We start from the raw sequence: 18,304 nt of genomic DNA, 5'->3' as shown, positions 1-18,304 counted from the left end.
TTGAGCCGTAATGCCAGGCCGACAGTCCCTGATAAGCTCTCTATCTTGCCTCAATCATCTGCCACTGATCTTCCTCCGCGAAGGGATCGATCAGGTGTGCCAGGCCGGCGTCAACCAGTTCCTGACCAGAGACGAACTTGCCGGGCCGCGTCCATTGATCCAGCACACTCTGTTCACAGCCAAAAAGCTGTGCCTGCAACCTGTCGAAATCGGACTCCATGATTTTGAAGTGCCGCGCCCATTCGGCTGCTTCTTCAAAGCGAACATCATCTTCACTCTGCCAGCGGATCGGGTGAAACAGCAGCGTCGTATAAGTGGTCACAAATCGATGTTTACAAGCCGCAAAAGGCAGAATTGCTGCAGACGAGCATTCGCCCAATGCCACGCCGGCCACATTTAATTTGCGTAAACGTATCAGGCTCGCAAGCGTCAGACCAGCATAGACGGAACCGCCGGGTGAATCGAAGAAAATGGTGCCTCGACTGCCCCGCGGTAAATCAACAATCCGCGACACCAGATCGGACTCTTTATCACCCAGATCGCCGGATAAAGCGATCTCCCACGCCGGTTCTCGATCCCGTGATCCCTGATTTCGCAAACCAGACGATTTCCCGGGATATGATTTTAAAGGGGACAGAGTCCGCGGCCGTCGTTTCGTATTCATTGTTTTCAGATATGTCTTCAGATAAGAGCCAGGCGATCTATTTTTCTCAAGCTACTTAGGATAACAGAATAAAAGGTCATTTCGCAAACTGAGTTCCGGTTCAGTTGCAGAAAAAGTCATTGAAATTGCCTGTGCGACTTGGCGCAGCAATGCCGTTCAGCACACAATAACCGATAGTAATTAACTAACCCATTACGACCAACTGCCTTTTGAGGAATTTTCGCTGTGAAAATCTTGTTAAGTATACTCTGCCTGTTTGTTGGCTTCAGCTCCGTTGCCGATGCGAAAGATGCGCCCGTTCAAATCACCAAAAACGGTACGAAAGTGAATGTGAACATCGCTGGAAAACCATTCGCCACTTATCACACGGGCAGCGATCTGCCTAAGCCGTTTTTCTCTCCCGTACGTGCCGCGGATGGCACAATTATCACACGCTCGCTGGTCGATCCTGAAGATCACCCGCACCACAAAGGCATCTGGGTGGCCGTCGATGAAGTCAATGAAGTCGACTTCTGGGCAGAAAAAGGCAAGATCAAAAACAGCAAAGTGAAAGTCACCAAAGCCGCCGGCAATCCCGCCGTCATGCAGGTGACTAATCAGTGGCTGGGCGCAGATGGAAAACCAATCGTCACCGAAACCACAGTGATCTCAATCTACGCCAACCGGCTCTTAACTTATGACATTACCTTCAAAGCGGGTGACAAACCGGTCGTCTTTGAAGACACCAAAGAAGGCTTGTTTGGAATTCGTCTCCCCAACGGTATGCGGGAAAAAGAAGAGGGCAGCGTTGAGAATAACACGGGAATCAAAGGCACCAAAGACAACTGGGGCAAACCAACCGAATGGATCGACTACTACGGTCCACTACACGGCAAACTGTATGGTGTAACCCTGATGGACTCTCCCCAGAACTTCAAAAAATCACGTTACCACGTTCGCAACTACGGCCTGTTTACCATCAGCCCCTTTGGCGATCACTCTTACACGAACAAGAAATCACCGGCTGACCCCAAACACCTGAAAGCAGGGGAAACGTTCAATCTGAAGTACGGTCTGTATATTCATGAAGGCAATACCCAGCAGGGTAAAGTCGCTGCCGCCTATCAGCAGTTTCTGAAAGTGACCGGCACCAAACCAGCGAATAAAAAACAGACAGCCAAACCACAGCCCAAAGCAAAGAAAGTCTCAGCTGCCCCGAAAAAACCAGCGGCTCCTGCTAAGAAGGTCGCTGCGGCTCCCTATGAAGAAAAGAGCGCCCCGGTAAAACCGATCCCCGAGACAGAAGCCATTTCCAATCCGGACTGCAACTGCTGTCCGGCTCCCGCTCCCGTGCAGCGACGTCGTGGACTGTTTCGACTGCGACGCAACCGCTAAAGGTGTACACCGGAACACACAGCAGCCAGCCAGATCCGTCTGTGGTCTGAATAATCGGAGATTCCGTTAAAAGATCACAGTCTGTGTCTGGCTAAGCGCGTGCTATTCATTGCGGGCAGTAGCCTGCTTGAATAAGATCAGCTTCATTGTTTTTGCCTTGAGGAGCATTCAGGCGAACCCCGGCTCCTTAGCGCGGATCATACCCTGCAGGATACGTCAGGATCGATGAGCAGTCAGCGGCTCTCGTCCGGTCTGTTGAGTCTGGCTCAAGTGGACCGAATCTACTCCTGGCCGCGCGGGATCCACACAAACGTTATTTCGGTACTGCAGCTTTCTTAACCAAGGACATACTAAGGTGTTACGAACACATACCTGTGGCGAATTAAGAACAGATCATGTCGGGCAGACAGTCACACTGGCGGGCTGGGTGATCCGCGGTCGCGACCATGGCGGCCTGGCATTCATCGACCTGCGCGATCGCTACGGAGTGACTCAGATTGTGTTCAACCCCGATCGTGACGCTGATATGCACGAGCTGGCCCGCTCACTGCGTGCGGAAGATGTGATTCAGGTCTCCGGCGAAGTGGTGCTGCGGGATGACCGGGAAAACGAAAAACTGGCGACCGGAAAAATTGAGATCCGCGCCCACGAACTCAAAGTACTCAACAAAAGTAAAACGCCTCCGTTTGAACCGGGCACAAGCGAACTACCGAACGAAGAACTGCGGTTGACCTATCGTTTCCTGGATCTGCGCAGCGAACGTCTGCAGGAAGCGTTAATCGTTCGACATCGTCTGACCAAACTGACCCGCGACTATTTCGACGAGCATCAGTTCCTGGAAATCGAAACACCGATTTTGGGACGCAGCACACCGGAAGGCGCCCGCGACTACCTGGTTCCCAGTCGCGTCCATGAAGGCAGCTTTTATGCATTGCCTCAATCGCCACAAATTTACAAACAGATCCTGATGATTGGCGGCTATGACCGCTACATGCAGATTGCACGCTGCTTCCGTGATGAAGACCTGCGAGCCGATCGTCAGCCGGAATTCACCCAGATCGACATCGAGATGGCATTTGTCGAACAGGAAGACATCCTGACTTTAGTCGATGGCCTGATCGCCCGCATTCTCAAAGATTTGCGGAACATCGAAATCACAGAGCCACTCCCCCGTTTTGACTATCATGATGTCATGGAAAAATACGGTTCCGATAAACCGGATCTGCGATTTGGCCTGGAACTGATCGACGTGGGTGAGATTGCAGCCAGCTGTGACTTCGCCGTCTTCAAGAAAACCATGGAGACCGGCGGCCGTGTCAGAGGTTTGAATGCCAAAGCCGCCGCCGACCGCTACAGCCGTAAAGACATTGACGGTCTGACCGCTTTTGTCGGCGAATACGGGGCCAAAGGGCTGGCCTTCTTCAAAGTCACCGAGGAGGGACTGCACTCCCCGATTGCGAAATTCTTCTCCGATGAAGACAAGCAGAAGATCATGGAAGCCATGCAGGCGGAAGTAGGCGACCTGCTGTTCTTCGTGGCCGACCAGTGCTCTGTGACTTCAGCGGCTCTGGCTGCTTTGAGAAACCGCCTGGGTAAAGAGCTGGAACTATACGGCGTAGATGACTTCGAGTGCTGCTGGGTCGTCAATTTCCCCTTGCTCTCCTACAACGAAGATGAAAAACGCTGGGACGCCGAGCATCATCCCTTCTGCCAGCCCGTCGAGGAAGATGTGCAGTACTTTGAAAGTGACCCGGCTAAAGTGCGGGCACAATCTTACGACCTGGTAATGAACGGTTATGAATTAGCCAGTGGCAGTGTTCGTGTGCACGATCAGAAAGTGCAGCAGACGATCTTTGATTTACTGGGGATCTCGGCTGAAGAAGCAGAAGAACGGTTCGGCTTCCTGCTGCAGGCGCTGCGGTATGGCGCGCCACCACACGCCGGCGCTGCCCTGGGCCTGGATCGCCTGGTGATGCTGCTCTGCGGAAACGATAATATCCGTGACGTCATCGCGTTCCCCAAAACTCAGAAAGCAGCCGACCTGCTGAGTGGTGCTCCCTCAGAAGTCGATCCACACCAGCTCCGCGATCTACGGATCAAAGTTGACATTCCCAAGTAAGGGATCTGCGGGCATAATAAGGTGACACCCCTTAAGGAGAACGGAATGAAATTTGTCACCCCGTTTCTGTGTTCGCTTGCCTGCCTGCTCCTGATGGCCTGCAGTGAAGCGTCACCTGAAACCGTTGCAGCCGGCGAATCCACTGCGCCACCGAAGTCGCTGCCGCCTGTGATTGCAGAAGTCTCATTCAAAAATGCCCGTACAAAGTCTGCACCTGTTCCACAGCCGGGTTTCTGGCCACACTGGCTGGGTCCGAACTACGATGGTATTTCGAGCGAAACCACCTGGCGATCAGACTGGACCGACAAACCACCACAGGTCAGCTGGCGCAGGAATGTGGGAACCGGTTACAGTTCGATTTCTGCTGCCGACGGTCGCCTGTATACGATGGGCCACAACGAAGGCAATGAAAGTGTGTACTGTCTGGATGCAGAGACCGGCGAAATTATCTGGGAGCAGAGTTATCCGGCAGAGCTGGTCAATCATCTGAATGCGGGAGGCCCCGGAGCCACGCCGACCATTGATGGCGAATTTCTGTTTACCAACAGCCGCGACGGCAGGTTGATCTGCTTTGAAATCAAAACGGGCAAGATCGTCTGGGAGAAGAAATTAACCGAAGCCTATGAGATGGAGGTCCCCGAGTGGGGCTTTACCTGTTCGCCACTGATTCAGGGTGAAAAACTGCTGATCGAAGCCGGACGCCTGGTCGCGCTGGAGAAACGTACGGGAAAAGAACTCTGGAAATCCACGCCTCACATGCCCGGCTATGGAACGCCGGCTCCCTTCGAACTGGATGGAAAAAAGTATCTGGCCCTGCTGAATAACGACTGCCTCACAATTGCCCGCGCCTCGGATGGTGTCGAAGTCACCACCTTCAACTGGCCTTCCCCCTTTGATACGAATTCCACCACACCGATCATCGACGGCAATACGATTTTTATCTCATCGGGTTACCATAAGGGTTGTGCTCTACTCGAATTTGATAATAAGAAACTCACCGCCCGCTACACGAATAAAGACATGAAGAACCACTTCAACAATAGCGTGCTGTTTCAGAAGCACTATTATGGCATGGATGGGAATTCCAATCTGGGCCGCATCGTGCGACTGAACTGCCTGGACCAGCAGACGGGTAAAATCAAATGGCGTGAAGCGGGTTTTGGCTGCGGCTCGGTCTTGATTTCAGATGGTAAGCTGATCATCCTCTCTGATGAAGGAACCCTCGTCACCGCGAAAGCGTCTCCTGAAGCCTATCAGGAAATTTCCCGTTTCAAGGTACTCGATGATCAATGCTGGACAGTTCCCCTGCTCTGTGGCGGGCGCATCTACTGCCGCGACTCCTCTGGGAATATCGCCTGCGTAGATGTCCGCCAGCCAGCGCCGGATCAGTAGTCAAGCCTGGTAGTGACGGTTGATCAAATCATTCTGAACCCAGAGCAGTTTGTTGAACGCCGTTAATGTTTTGATTTCTGTTGCGCGATCCAGGTTCAGACCAAGGATTGTATTAATCAACGCGGTTGAGACAAATCCCATCAAGGCGTTCATCTGTACGAGAGGCACGTCCAGAGTCGGACTACCTGCTTGGGGAGTATGAATTTTACCCACCAGATCCAGATACTGCACCATTTTTTCGTCATAGTCTCGGGTGACCAGCGCTTCCAGATAACGGCCCAGATGCTGTTTGCGAAACTGAATCATTTCATGATCCAGAGTCAGGGTCTCGATACTTTCAGGAGTTTCGCCTTCGTAACCATGTTGGCGTGGCACAAAATGGCGTTTCGTGCAATCATATCGGAACAATTGATCATACACCGCATCGACCAGGGAAGGAACCAGGGGGGCAAGCGCGGCTGCAGTTGCATGAATCGTCTCTAAGTCGTCTGCCGTAATTCCAATAAAATCAACCAGATACTGAAATCGATAGGTCAGATCGGATTCCAGTTTTTCTTCATCAATCTGCCTCATTTTTGATTTCTCCCCGACTTGAGCGACTATAATCTTTTAAGTTGAATTGAAGTATAACAAACGCAATAATTGACATCGATGTCCAATTATCGTTTTCAAGGACTTTCCTATGTTTTCCCAGACTGTTGAATACGCACTTCGAGCAATTGTTCATTTGGCGGATCAGGCTCCCAACCCCTGTACCACTGAGCAAATCGCAAAAGCCACCAAAGTACCTCAGGCCTATCTTTCGAAAGTGCTCCAGAGTTTACGGCAGTCAAGCATTGTGCATTCTCAGCGGGGAATTGGTGGCGGCATCTCTCTGGTCAAGACACCCGAGGAACTGAATCTGCTGGAAGTGGTCAATGCCGTCGATCCCATCTGCCGCATCAAAACCTGCCCACTGGGTTTAAAAGGACATGGTGCCAATTTATGTCCGCTGCATCGCAAACTCGACGATGCCATGCGTGAAACAGAAACCGCTTTTGCAGAAACCACGCTGGCACAGATCCTCTCGTCTTCTACCAGCAGCTACCCTCTATGCAATGAACCTCACGAGCGGTTGCCCCAGTTGGGCGGCACTACGACCTCTCCTGCCAGCTGATTCTGATCACTCATCCGCCTGATTGAAATTCACAGGTTTTACAAACTGGTCCGTCTGCCCCTTCGGTTCGTCAGTGGATGCTGCCTGTTCGAAGTAGGCCTGCTGAATTTGCTGATGCTTCTGGTCCTCCTGTTCTGGAAGCTGCTCCGTCTGAGTCGCAGAAACCTGCTGCAGTTCTGATCTGGCATATCGCGCGAGCTGTTCCTGTTTTACCTCGCGTGCTTTCCAGCGCCCCACCAGATGGGCCGGGATCACCGTTCCTGCTTTCACAGCCAGATCAGCATAAGGCAGGAAAGGAGTTGCCGCCCCTGCGATATAGGTCGCGTAGGCGGGATAAAGTACCCGATACGCTTCTTCCTCCGTCTCAAAATCTTCTTCCGCGCGTAAATAACCTAATGCGTCATTGGTGGCAATCGCTTCCGGCCAGAGTGACACAACGGGCAGTGCGCCGGCGACCGCATAGGTGCCTTTATATTTGCGGGTACCAAAATCTTTCGCGTGCCCCCCTTCATGCAAAGCCACTGCGGGAAGATCAGAATAGAGGCTGATCGTATTGGTAAACGGATTGTAGTTGTCGCCCCCAATAATTCGTCCGGGCAGCAGCGTGTAGGACAGAGCCGTCAAGGTTCCTGCAGTATAGCGCCAGCCCCAGCCAACGGCTTTATTTTTTCGCAGTCGCTTCCATTCTCCCAGGGGATCGTATTCATTGACGCGCACCTTCACCTGTTCCAGCCCGTTCTTTTCCAGGTAGGCAGCGATCGCTGCTTCGGTTTCCGGAGAAACATTGTGGTTATCAACCCGCCGGTTCCAGAGCAGCACTTTACCGGGAACCCCGACGACCCAGCCGATGCCATCGATGACAGGTCTGCGTTTGCCTCGCACAATCTGGGGCTCTCCTGCTGCGAGTAAAGGCTCGGGAGATTCGATCAAAGCAGGCTGATAGACATAAGGAGTGGTAGCGCAGCCTGAGATCGAAGCACAAAGCAGACAGACACTGAGCATCAGCCAGAAGGCTTTTTGCGCAGAATTTCGCCGTAAAAAAAACATGATAAGACAGCCCGGAAATGGAGTTTGTGAGAGAGGTGGGTGTTCTGTATCAAAGGTTGCTTTTTGAAACAAGCCCGATTTCTGGATGGCGCAATTTCAGGTATTCATTCAGCAATATTTGCCGAATTCTGCGATCCCCTGCTGATAAACAGTCGAAAAAATGATCTAAACAGTGGAATCCCCGTCATCAGGATGCCCGCTCCCAGAAATGCCCAGCCAAACAGGTAGTAAAACCAGGTGGTCATGAAGACGCCTGGCTCCAGCACTGCTGCTACCGGATGCTGAGGATCGTAATACACGGTCACACTCTGATTGACGGGATATTTTTTGACGGTGTTCTCTGCCAGTGATTTGTCAGAAGTCGAAATATCGCTGCCAAACCAGACCGTTTGCGCTTCATAGTTTTTGTCTTCGATCTGGTAGCGATAAACGACGTGCGCAGAATAGGTAGAGGATTTCGAATTACTGCTGCGATGCGATTTCACATCTGATTCGAGGACCTCACCGGTCGTTACAGGCCAGCCTGTGCTGGCGCGGGCCTGTTCGATGAGGGGTAGCCCTTTTTGATAAGCCATCACATAGCCGACCAGCAGAAAAATGAATCCCAGAAACATGATCAGCCTGCGCCCGACTTTTTGCATGCGGTCCCGTTTGACAATCATTTCCAGGCTCCTCTCGCTCCAGTGTGGTTTTGACATTCATTCCGGTTGAATCGCAGCTCAGCGGTCGCCAAACATGTCTCCCAGTCCTCCCAGCACGGAGCCTTCCCCTGCGGAAGATCCGCCGGCAGCCGGCGCGTGTGCCAGAACGCGATCAGCCAGCCGGGAAAAAGGCAGACTCTGCAACAGCACGGTCCCGTGTCCGCGCAGGGTTGCCAGAAACAGACCTTCTCCTCCCAGAACCATCGACTTCAAATTGCCGGCTTTTTCGATGCTGTAGTCGATGTCTCCGGTAAACGCGACAATACAGCCTGTATCCACACGGAGCGTTTCTCCGTTGAGTTTCTTTTTGATGACGGTTCCCCCCGCATGGACAAACGCCATCCCGTCACCCCGCAGTTCCTGGAGAATAAAACCCTCTCCGCCAAAGAACCCTGATCCCAGTCGTTTGTTAAACGCCATGGTGACTTCCGTGCCTAAAGCGGCACACAGAAACGAATCTTTCTGGCAGGTAATGGCACCGCCCACTTTATCCATATCGATGGCGATTATTTTTCCCGGGTAGGGAGCCGCAAACGCCACGCGCTGCTGCCGCGATCCCTCGTTCGTAAAGTGTGTCATAAACAGTGACTCACCCGACAGCATGCGTTTTCCCGCTTTGAATATTTTTCCAAAAAAGCCGTCATTGGGTTGAGACCCATCCCCCATCCGTGCTTCAAAACGGATTCCCTCTTCCATGTAGTTCATGGAGCCGGCTTCAGCAACCACCGATTCTCCCGGATCCAGAATGATCTCCACAATCTGCAGATCCGAACCAAATATTTCGTAGTCCACTTCATGACAGCGCATCAGATTCTCCTCTTCCTTCAGGTGCTAAGCTAGAACGCATCACAGATAACTATAACGTCTCTCAATCTAATATACTCGGTCTAAATGGCCCTGGAGACGCTACAGTAAAACTGGACACAGTCCCGCTTGATGGTCCCTCTCTGAATCAGAACGGTCTGACCGTTAGCATGGTTTAAAATAATGCAGGTGTAGCCCTCAAATAATGTCAATCTTTTCCGAATAAGCGAAGATTGCCGATTTTATGTGAAGAACTAAATTTCAACTGGTCGATTGTATGAATTAAGGTTTCTGCATTTCAGACGACAACGACAGTCTCTGAGATAATGAACAAAAAAACATTTTAAGGATCTAATTAACAAGAAATGTCGGGCTTCAGCCAGGAAAATGTAGAATCCATTTTCACCCAGGCGGGTGAGAGTATGCCTGCAATTACAGAATCTTTCAACCAGTGTTTCGATTATCAATATCGACTGGAAATGGGGGAGTCTGGTGTCTGGTCGCCTGAAGAACTGGGGGAATCTTTCCAGGGTCCTGGTCTGGTTGCCCTGTTTCGATTTGGTGACGAGGCAATGGTTGGTCTGTTCCCTGCGGATCTGCCTTTACCTGACTGGTACTCAGAACCGGGTGACTCACAGACATCGCGTCTGCAGACACTGGCTTTGGAATGGTCAATGAATCTGATCCCGATGGATCTGGGTGACGTTGACGAATTCAAAACCTATTACGTAGACAATTTAGCAAGCGAAGTGTCAGCATGTGCTCCCAGTGAATGGGCGGCATTATTGCGTATCAATTTATTTTCCTCAGAAGAAGAGAGCGACGGCCAGAGCCCGAGTGCTGTGATCCCTGTAATTTGGCCACTGACGAAACTGCCAGTTACAGAATCTGCTGAAGAACCCGAAGCAGATCCAGCACCGCAGCCGTCCTCTTCCTCTGCTTCTCAAGCGACGCCACAGATGGCCCAGGCAATTCCTGCTAACCAGAACCCGCTCAATCCGCTGAATCGGCTCAATAAACTGCCGGTGCAGGCAATCGTGAAACTGGCATCCAAAAAAATTGAAATGAACCAGTTACTTTCCATCTGTCCCGGTTCTCTGATCACCTTTGATAAACCCTGTGAAGATCCCCTGGAACTGTATATCAACAATCAGGTTTATTGTCAGGGAGAAGCAGTCAAGATCGGTGAAAACTTTGGGTTGAAAATTGATCACGTCGGTTTCAAAAAAGAGTACGAACCCAAGATCATCGAGTTTTAAACTTGTGCGTAACGGCTCCGGGACTCATCTGCTTCGTGATGTTGCTGTTCCAGATCTCTCGAATATTCCAGGACTCAACGGCAGAAACAGTGACAAATCAGCAGTTCCGGTAGCGGATTAATTGGATGAATATTCGCTGAAATTGAAATTTTCTCAGAACGAACTACGACCAAAAGACGTATTATAGTAGTAGTTCCTTATTTATATAAACGAATTCCAGTCTGAGATCATTTATCACATCTTCAACCTGATTCAGACCGCTTGAATTCCAAGGCAACAGGAAACTCCTAAACAGTCACTTCAAAAAGGTTTAGGATCATAAATAATGATAAAGTGCTCAAGCGAATCTTGCACAGGGCCTACGACACGCAACGACCCGGCATAACTTTGCACCAATCCAGGTGAATTTGTATTGCGGTGTTGCCTGCCCGATAAAACGTTCGATATCATTTCACACATTGAATCATCGCTACTTTTAAGTGAACTTTAGACCATGGGCTCCGAGTCAAAATCTGAACGATCGATGACGGAACAGGAATCTCTGCCCGAGTTTTTTGCGCGGCCCGTTCCTGATGCGGAGGGCCCGGAAACCATCATCAGCCCCCTGGAGCCCATTCCCGCACCAGACTCGAATCGTGAAAAAGACAGCGCCCAGGCGAATTTTGCCCGATCCTCCGTCTGGAACCGACTGTTCCCGCCCACCACAGACGATGCGGAAACTCCGGAAGATACAACCAGTCCTTCCGGCATGAAGCTGGAACACTTTGTCATCCGGGAGCGCATCGGCCGAGGAGGCATGGGTGCCGTCTTCCGTGCCATCGATACCCGCCTGGATCGTGTTGTGGCGCTGAAAGTATTAAGCCCCGGTCAATCGCGTGATGTAGGATCGGTGAAACGATTCCAGAACGAAGCCAAGGCGGCAGCGCGACTCGATCACGAAAATATCTCCCGCGTATTTTATATCGGTGAAGACCAGGGGCTGAACTTCATCGCCTTTGAATATGTCAAAGGGACCAACGTTCGCGAGATCATTCAGTCGCGTGGCATCCTGCCGGCAGCAGAAGCCGTCAACTATGCTTTGCAGATAGCCTCGGCTTTGAAGCACATCAACAAAGCGGGTGTGGTGCACCGTGATATCAAACCATCCAACATCATTATTACCCCTGGTGGCCGCGCCAAACTGGTTGACCTGGGACTGGCCCGTAAGGAAAGCGATAACGCATCCGCCGACCTGACGACAGCCGGCACCACTTTGGGAACGTTCGATTATATTTCTCCCGAGCAGGCAAAAGACCCGCGTAACGTAGATGTTCGTAGTGATATCTATTCACTGGGCTGCACCCTGTATCACATGCTGACCGGAGAGCCTCCCTACGGCGAAGGCACCGTACTGCAGAAACTGCTGGATCATTCCGGAAAAAATGTTCCCGATCCGGCAACCATTAATAAACAACTGCCACGAGAACTTTCACTCATCGTCCAGAAAATGATGGCCAGTGATCCGGATGATCGGTATCAGACTCCCGAAGAGTTGATGTATCAATTGATGCAGGTCGCCGGGCAACTGGACCTGCGCGGCGTGAATCCCGAAGGTCTGGTCTGGACTTCCCCCACAAACACCCGACTTGGTTTTCTGGAAAAATACATCGGCTGGATCGCCACTGCGGCCGTCCTGCTCATCATTGTTGTGCTGCTGGACCGTTATCCAACGTTCAACCCTGCCTCGGTGAATGTGACCCAAAATAATAGTCAGAAGACGGACTCTCCCAAACCAGCATCGCAAAAAACCCCACAGAAAAATCAGGACACTGATCTCGCCATTGCGACATCGGACACTCCCATTTCGCCGACCATCGCGAGTAAAGAAATACTCGGTTCGCTGGATTCGCCCGAAAAGGAAAGTACAAAAACGATCACGAAGACGGTAACTCCAGAGGAAAGTACTACTGCCAGCGAGAGCATCGAAGAAAACCGTTTGGCGAAAATGAATCTGGAAGAGGACAATAAGCCTCTGAACGAAATTTTCGACAACGTGCCCCTCCTGTCAACAAAAAGAACGATCAGCGAACTCCTGGACGCCGGAAACCTGCCCGGTACCAGTTCTGATTCAGGTAATAAAGTGCTGCGTGATAACAAGACCGATACGAAGCTGGCCCTGTCTGAAAGCAGCCAGAACAAATCCATGGTTCCACTGGCTCCTGATACCGAAGTTCCGGTAGAAACAGAACCTGACCCGTTCCCGAAGAAAAGTGAAAACGAGTTTCGCAAGATCGAAATCCCCGCGATTACCATTATCAATCCGGATGGCACTGCCGGCCAGGACTTCAAAACGCTGGATGCCGCCTGTGCTGCCGCCGACGACGGTAGTATCATCGAACTCGGCTTCACTGGCATTCGTAAAGAAGCCCCCATTCACATCAATAACAAACGTGTCCGGATTCGTGCTGCCAAAGATCGAAAACCGATACTGCTGTTTGAATCGGTCGAAGAACCAGCCGAAGGTTTCCAGACTCATATGATTCAGATTGCCAATGGTTCTCTGGAACTGTTCGAATTGGGAATTATCGTCGACGTCAAAGATCTCAACTCGGATTCCTGGGCGATCTTCTCCTTGAAAAATGCACACGACATCCGGCTGCATCAGGTGACCGTCACCTGTGCCAATACAACCAGCCAGCAGGTTTCCATCTTCGAAATGAACGAGCCCATCAACCAGGGTCTCAATGACGACTCCATGATGGGAAAACGTCAGGTCAAAGAATCGACGTTTGTGGAAATCGTCAACTCCGTACTTCGCTGTGACGGCCATGCGTTCTCGATACGTGAAACCGCCCCCACACGCCTGGAAATTACCAACTCCGCTTTAATGATTGCCCAGTCACTGATTGAACTGACAGGCTGCAACAACAAACCGATGGAGGGTGATCATCTGGAACTGGTATTGAATCATTCCACGTTTATTCTGGGTAAAGGACTGTCTGTGATGGACAGTGGCGCGATTCCGCGTGAGCTGATTCCTCTAAACGTCTCGGCACGCAATAATGTGTTCTTCTCACGCAGCAATGCCCCGTTTGTGATGATGAAGGGCAACACCAACGAAAATGATTTCCGCCAGAAACTGCTGACCTGGCGCGGATCCAATAACTATTTTGATCGCTTCGGAACCTTCTGGACCATTCAGTCTCAACAGGGAACCACCGGAGCGCTCTCCATGGATGCCCTCGACTGGAAAGATATCTGGGGGCTTTCTGCCGATGTCAACAGTTACCAGATGGAAATCCCCTGGGTCGCAGACCGCCAGAAACTGATCACCGCGTTATGTTCGGAACTGCAGCCGTCACAGTTGCAGTTTACTCAGCCCACCGATGGCAGCCCGACGATCACAGCCATCGATCGCACGAATGCCGGCGCCGACCTGGTGACACTGCCCGAACTGCCCCGGGTCATTAAAGCACCCCGAACCGAATAAACGCCGCTTTTCTCCTCGAATCAGGGGTTGAGTCGGGAAATCAGGTCTGTCTGATCTCTGCAAAACTGTGTATGATGGCAGAGGCCCGTAGCCTGTTTTTGTAAGAACTCACTGTCATTCCTGCTTCTCTCGGCTGCTCATTTTGTATTCATGTTATGTCGCACTCCCCATTCTGGATTTACAACAACAGCGATCGTTTACGGACAATCTGCGTGGCGGGTTCGCGTCTGCATTCTGGCTCTGTTCCTGTTCTCACCTGCGATCAGTTCGGCCGATGACCCGACACACTCTTATTTTGAAGGACTGCGTCAACGGCATCTGTTCGGAATTGCGGAAGGCTATTGTTTAAATCGTCTGGCACAACCTCGGCTCACCGACACCGATCAGGCACGTTACACGCTGGAACTGGCACGCACACTGGCAGCACATGCGATGACCACGCAGGGTCAGGAACAGGAGGAACTCTGGAAGCGGGCAGAAGAGACCATCGCAGAGTTCTGCCGCGAGCATTCCGACTGGTCTGATACAAACGTGTTCGAAGCTGAACGGGCACACATAACGGCTCTCAAAGCCGAAATCGCATATTGGCAGGTCAAAGCAGCCCCGCAAAATCGACCACTCAGAGAGGCAGCCATCAGGCAGTTGACACAGGCGGTCACTCAACTGATTCAGGCGGAAACCCGCCTCAGCCAACTATTGAAAAAATCAGGTGCCTTCAAGAAATTTACCGTTCTCAAGACAGCCACCATCCGCGACACCCTGCTTGACTTTCAACTCCTGATTGGTACGACGGGAATGAAACTCGGGGATTTGTATGACGAGAATAGCCCGCAGCGCAAAGCAGCCCTGGATGCTGCAAAAAAATGGCTGGAACCACTGTCCCGGCGGGCAACCACACTGAAGTTGACCTGGCTCAGCAAACTGGCGCTGATTCAATGTGAGCGGATCAGCGAGGATACCGCCGGCGCAGCGCGAGGCATCCAGGCGCTGCTCAAAGAGAAACCGCCGGCTTATCTGAATGAACCACTCTTCTTGGAATCGATGCGCATTCTATTGCAGGAAGGGAAAGCGCAACAGGCGGCGTCACAGATCATCCAGTATCGACAGGATCACGGGAGCATTTCCAGCGAACTGGGCTACCTGGAAATCGCGGCATTAATCCAGCTCAGAAAATTCGCCCTTGAGAAAAAACAGGATGCACTGGCTGAAGAAATCTGGCAGCAGGTTGAAACGCGTTCCCAGTTTCTCAAACAGACACAGCCGGGTTACTGGTCACAGCGGGCCTGGATGCTCGTCGACCAACAGCACCAGATCGATCAGTACGGCAGCCAGCTTTCTCAAAGTCTGAAACAGGCTCAACTCCTGTACGCGCAAGGTAAGATTGAACAGGCCATCGAAGCCTATCTGAAAACAGCACAACAGGCGACCGACCAGGGCAACGGCGATCTGGCATTTGAACTCGCCTTCACCAGTGCTTCACTTCAGTTGCAGGCCAAGCAATATAAAGCAGCGGCTGAGCAGTTTCAGTCGCTGTCACGAAAATACAGTACCGCCCCCCGCGCTGCCGACGCCAGCCTGCTGGCTGCCTGGTGCCTGGGTCAGCTCTATACACAAAGTCGCACCAAATCTCGCAGGCTGGCTTACACCGCTGCACTGGAAGAAGTACAGAAGCAGTTTCCCGACAGTAAGAATGACTATGAAGCTGGCTGGATGCTGGCGCGACTGGAAGAAGCACGTTTGCAATTTTCCAAGGCACTTGTGCTGTATGCGGAAGTTCCCGACGATCATCCCCGGGCGGCTGACGCGCATCTCGGAATTGCCCGCTGCTACGAACAGATCCTGCAACGGCTGACTTCTCTGGGCAAGCCCACTAAAGCCTGGCGACAGGAAGCCATTGATGTCCTGGAAAAATACCTGGCCCACTTCCCCACTGAATCAGATCCCTTGATCCTGCAGTCCCAGGCTGACATCGCATTACGACTCACGCGGATTTATCTGAATGACGCTCCCCCTCTCTACACGAAAGCCGATCGGCTATTGAAATTAATTATCAGTAGCGCGTCACGTAGTATCGCAGAACTCAAACGCAATAATGAACATGCAGAAGCCAGCGTCGCACAGACGGCGAAACTGATTCAACGCTGGAATGACATCGCCAATCAGGCGCGGCGTCTGGAGATCATCACACTGGCAGGCCAGGGGAATCCGACCGCAGCACGATCGCTGGTGGAGAATCTGGAGAACGCGGGAACAAACGAGCTGCTGTCAGTCCTGAATGGCGTCTCGCAGATCAACCTCGATCTGTCCGTCGAGACACGCTACGAACTGGGATTACTGCAGTTGAAATCGGCTGAGAAACTGATCAGCCGCCGCGAAGAATTAACTCCCCGGCAACGACAGCAACTGGATCTCTGTCTGGCGGAAGCGTACCTGGCAACGAATCAGCATATCCGTGCGTTGGAGTATTACCAGGAACTGTTGAAACAGGCGCCCCGCGACAGCGCACTGGTCAAACAGGTCGCCACACTCCTGGAACGCTGTGGCACAAAAGCCTGTCTGCGGGAAGCAGCCCAGAAATGGCGACAGCTGGAATCAGCAGAAAAACCAGGCAGCATTCCCTGGCTTGACGCCCGCCTGCATCTCATTCAGACCACCTTCGGTTCCGGCAATGAAGCCGAAGCCAAAAAACTGCTTGGCGTAACGAAGCTGCTCTACCCCGATCTGGGCAATGCAGAATTAAAACAACGATTCCAGGAACTGCAACAACGCATTCAGTAGTAATATCGATTTCTGTTCCATTGGTGAATCATGAATCAATCGAACCCTCTATTTAACAAAACCATGTTTTTCTGTGCTGGCACAATAGCCCTGCTATTCACGTGGTTCATTGGTTGCCTTGTAATCACTGACAGTATAGGCCGTGGAATCAGTACCATAACAGGGTGCTTCCTGTTTGCCCCTGCAGGAGGCCAGCTGTTGTCTGCAAAGCAGTACCTGTTTAGTTTTGCCACATTACTGCTTTGTCTGGGTGTCAGCTTAGCAACTGGCATCTTGATTGGAATTCATTTAATGAGCCTCAGTCTCACCAACAGTCTGGTGGTCGGCGGGATCGGCGGACTGCTGGGACTCTTGAAATACGGCTTATTATGGGCGATTCAACACAGACTGTTTTTCCGCTCTCGTTAGTGGTTGCACAAGAAATTCAGAGGCAGGAAATAAAGTATGAGCCTTAGATCTTTGTCATGTGATGTCGGCTTTGCAGACGCCGAATTTGATCAGTATGTCAAAGAGTATTCCCAACTGAAGGTCATCATCGTCGCTTGGAATCATATGAAGATTGAGCTTGTCTTTCAGGATGTCATCCAACTGTTAGATCAAGGGATCGGTGATATCGCAGATGTTTGTGTGGAAACTACCCAGACAGATTTACTGGCTTCCGCGCTCAACAACATGTATGAAAGCGTCCCCACAACACATCCCTATCAGGAATATGTCTTTATAAACAATGCGGATTCCTGCAGTCTGTCTATCATAGCAACATCCGTCGTTGTGAAGGTGATCGCTTAAATATCTCAATCTCCACTACTTTCAGATACATGATCATTAAGAAATGAAACACCCTCTCCTGACAAACTCAGAACTGGAATGGTCGGACGTGGCAGCGAACTCTCGCATGAATCGCGAGCGGGAAATCACAGGTACGAACAGCTATACCGCTGACCTGAAACTCAACCCGCTCGATTTTTTAATGACACGTGCCAGAACACATTCCACCGTCCGCTGGCTCGATTTGTGCTGCGGATCTGGTCGGGCACTGATTCAGGCGGATGAATATTTTCGCGCACAACAGCAGTCTATTCAAATCCTGGGCATTGATCTCGTCGATCTGTTTCAACCTGTCGAAGACTCAACATCCACCCTAAAACTGGAGACGGCTTCCCTGCATGACTGGACCACCAGCAAGAAATACGATCTGATTACCTGCGTGCACGGACTCCATTATGTCGGTGACAAACTGAAGTTGATCGCTGACGCAGCCAGCTGGTTGAAAGCCGATGGAACGTGCATTACTCATCTGGATCTGGCTAATCTCCAAAGCAGCACCAGCAACTGGAGTGACCGCGAGAAACGCGTATTCCTGCAACGATACCAACTGGATTATAATCCACGTCGGCACACACTGACTTGTCAGGGATATCAAACAATCGAATTTCCCTGTCGCTATCTGGGTGCCTCTGATCAGGCGGGACCCAATTTCACCGGACAGCCAGCCGTCCATTCTGTATATGAATTATTGGATGATTCAGACCGGGAATAAA

General features: G+C 51.4%; 15 protein-coding genes. 10 read left to right on the top strand and 5 right to left on the bottom strand.

Annotation, left to right across the window (positions count from 1 at the left end; genetic code table 11):
• Positions 1-40: 40 nt before the first annotated feature.
• Entirely contained in the window at positions 41-664 is a 624-nt protein-coding gene (locus Pan161_RS00650; RefSeq protein WP_145223690.1) for a ClpP family protease, read from the bottom strand.
• 225 nt (positions 665-889) lie between these two features.
• Between Pan161_RS00650 and Pan161_RS00645 the strand changes: the two genes are divergently transcribed.
• The 3 genes from Pan161_RS00645 (at position 890) to Pan161_RS00635 (ending at position 5,549) form a co-directional block, all read left to right on the top strand.
• Positions 890-2,038 (top strand): DUF6807 domain-containing protein, encoded by a 1,149-nt coding sequence (locus Pan161_RS00645; protein ID WP_197995620.1) that lies wholly within the window; start codon positions 890-892, stop codon positions 2,036-2,038.
• Between the two features lie 355 nt (positions 2,039-2,393).
• On the top strand, positions 2,394-4,157 hold the full coding sequence (aspS, locus tag Pan161_RS00640; RefSeq protein ID WP_145223688.1) for an aspartate--tRNA ligase: 1,764 nt from the start codon (positions 2,394-2,396) through the stop codon (positions 4,155-4,157).
• A 45-nt stretch (positions 4,158-4,202) separates the two neighbouring features.
• On the top strand, positions 4,203-5,549 hold the full coding sequence (locus tag Pan161_RS00635; protein ID WP_145223687.1) for an outer membrane protein assembly factor BamB family protein: 1,347 nt from the start codon (positions 4,203-4,205) through the stop codon (positions 5,547-5,549).
• On the opposite strand, the gene Pan161_RS00630 is transcribed toward Pan161_RS00635, so the two are convergent.
• Entirely contained in the window at positions 5,550-6,122 is a 573-nt protein-coding gene (locus Pan161_RS00630; protein ID WP_145223686.1) for a protoglobin family protein, read from the bottom strand.
• A 109-nt stretch (positions 6,123-6,231) separates the two neighbouring features.
• Between Pan161_RS00630 and Pan161_RS00625 the strand changes: the two genes are divergently transcribed.
• Positions 6,232-6,705 carry an RrF2 family transcriptional regulator gene (locus Pan161_RS00625; RefSeq protein ID WP_145223685.1) on the top strand — a complete coding sequence of 158 codons (474 nt, stop codon included), beginning with the start codon at positions 6,232-6,234 and terminating at the stop codon, positions 6,703-6,705.
• Positions 6,706-6,711: 6 nt separating this feature from the next.
• Here the strand turns inward: Pan161_RS00625 and Pan161_RS00620 are convergent, their stop codons facing one another.
• From Pan161_RS00620 to Pan161_RS00610, 3 genes are all read right to left on the bottom strand, one after another.
• Positions 6,712-7,752: a hypothetical protein gene (locus tag Pan161_RS00620; RefSeq protein WP_145223684.1), complete on the bottom strand. Its 1,041-nt coding sequence runs from the start codon at positions 7,750-7,752 to the stop codon at positions 6,712-6,714.
• 104 nt (positions 7,753-7,856) lie between these two features.
• Positions 7,857-8,414 (bottom strand): DUF3592 domain-containing protein, encoded by a 558-nt coding sequence (locus Pan161_RS00615; protein ID WP_197995619.1) that lies wholly within the window; start codon positions 8,412-8,414, stop codon positions 7,857-7,859.
• Between the two features lie 57 nt (positions 8,415-8,471).
• A complete protein-coding gene (locus Pan161_RS00610) occupies positions 8,472-9,260 on the bottom strand; it encodes a TIGR00266 family protein (RefSeq protein ID WP_145223682.1) in 789 nt (262 codons plus the stop codon).
• A gap of 419 nt (positions 9,261-9,679) precedes the next feature.
• Between Pan161_RS00610 and Pan161_RS00605 the strand changes: the two genes are divergently transcribed.
• From Pan161_RS00605 to Pan161_RS00580, 6 genes are all read left to right on the top strand, one after another.
• Positions 9,680-10,516, top strand: coding sequence for a FliM/FliN family flagellar motor switch protein (locus tag Pan161_RS00605; RefSeq protein WP_232103574.1), 837 nt, complete (start codon positions 9,680-9,682; stop codon positions 10,514-10,516).
• Between the two features lie 493 nt (positions 10,517-11,009).
• Positions 11,010-13,985, top strand: a complete 2,976-nt coding sequence (locus Pan161_RS00600) for a serine/threonine-protein kinase (protein WP_145223680.1) — start codon at positions 11,010-11,012, stop codon at positions 13,983-13,985.
• Between the two features lie 150 nt (positions 13,986-14,135).
• Complete coding sequence (locus tag Pan161_RS00595; RefSeq protein ID WP_145223679.1) at positions 14,136-16,763, top strand: tetratricopeptide repeat protein; 2,628 nt, start codon at positions 14,136-14,138, stop codon at positions 16,761-16,763.
• Between the two features lie 198 nt (positions 16,764-16,961).
• Positions 16,962-17,171 (top strand): hypothetical protein, encoded by a 210-nt coding sequence (locus tag Pan161_RS00590; protein WP_145223678.1) that lies wholly within the window; start codon positions 16,962-16,964, stop codon positions 17,169-17,171.
• A 36-nt stretch (positions 17,172-17,207) separates the two neighbouring features.
• Positions 17,208-17,552, top strand: a complete 345-nt coding sequence (locus Pan161_RS00585; RefSeq protein ID WP_145223677.1) for a hypothetical protein — start codon at positions 17,208-17,210, stop codon at positions 17,550-17,552.
• Positions 17,553-17,595: 43 nt separating this feature from the next.
• The gene (locus tag Pan161_RS00580) at positions 17,596-18,303 is read left to right on the top strand and encodes a class I SAM-dependent methyltransferase (RefSeq protein WP_145223676.1); all 708 of its coding nucleotides are present in this window, start codon (positions 17,596-17,598) and stop codon (positions 18,301-18,303) included.
• Position 18,304: the final 1 nt, after the last annotated feature.

The organism is Gimesia algae, from assembly GCF_007746795.1.
Taxonomy (GTDB): Bacteria; Planctomycetota; Planctomycetia; order Planctomycetales; family Planctomycetaceae; genus Gimesia; species Gimesia algae.
This window is presented reverse-complemented; position numbering and strand designations above follow the sequence as displayed.

Excerpts from the sequence above, each read along its gene's own strand:
- Pan161_RS00625 (WP_145223685.1), top strand. The coding sequence starts at position 6,232 with ATGTTTTCCCAGACTGTTGAATACGCACTTCGAGCAATTGTTCATTTG.
- Pan161_RS00580 (WP_145223676.1), top strand. The coding sequence starts at position 17,596 with ATGAAACACCCTCTCCTGACAAACTCAGAACTGGAATGGTCGGACGTG.
- Pan161_RS00610 (WP_145223682.1), bottom strand. The coding sequence starts at position 9,260 with ATGCGCTGTCATGAAGTGGACTACGAAATATTTGGTTCGGATCTGCAG.
- Pan161_RS00595 (WP_145223679.1), top strand. The coding sequence starts at position 14,136 with ATGTTATGTCGCACTCCCCATTCTGGATTTACAACAACAGCGATCGTT.
- Pan161_RS00635 (WP_145223687.1), top strand. The coding sequence starts at position 4,203 with ATGAAATTTGTCACCCCGTTTCTGTGTTCGCTTGCCTGCCTGCTCCTG.
- Pan161_RS00615 (WP_197995619.1), bottom strand. The coding sequence starts at position 8,414 with ATGATTGTCAAACGGGACCGCATGCAAAAAGTCGGGCGCAGGCTGATC.
- Pan161_RS00605 (WP_232103574.1), top strand. The coding sequence starts at position 9,680 with ATGCCTGCAATTACAGAATCTTTCAACCAGTGTTTCGATTATCAATAT.
- Pan161_RS00585 (WP_145223677.1), top strand. The coding sequence starts at position 17,208 with ATGAGCCTTAGATCTTTGTCATGTGATGTCGGCTTTGCAGACGCCGAA.
- Pan161_RS00600 (WP_145223680.1), top strand. The coding sequence starts at position 11,010 with ATGGGCTCCGAGTCAAAATCTGAACGATCGATGACGGAACAGGAATCT.
- Pan161_RS00630 (WP_145223686.1), bottom strand. The coding sequence starts at position 6,122 with ATGAGGCAGATTGATGAAGAAAAACTGGAATCCGATCTGACCTATCGA.
- Pan161_RS00620 (WP_145223684.1), bottom strand. The coding sequence starts at position 7,752 with ATGTTTTTTTTACGGCGAAATTCTGCGCAAAAAGCCTTCTGGCTGATG.
- Pan161_RS00650 (WP_145223690.1), bottom strand. The coding sequence starts at position 664 with ATGAATACGAAACGACGGCCGCGGACTCTGTCCCCTTTAAAATCATAT.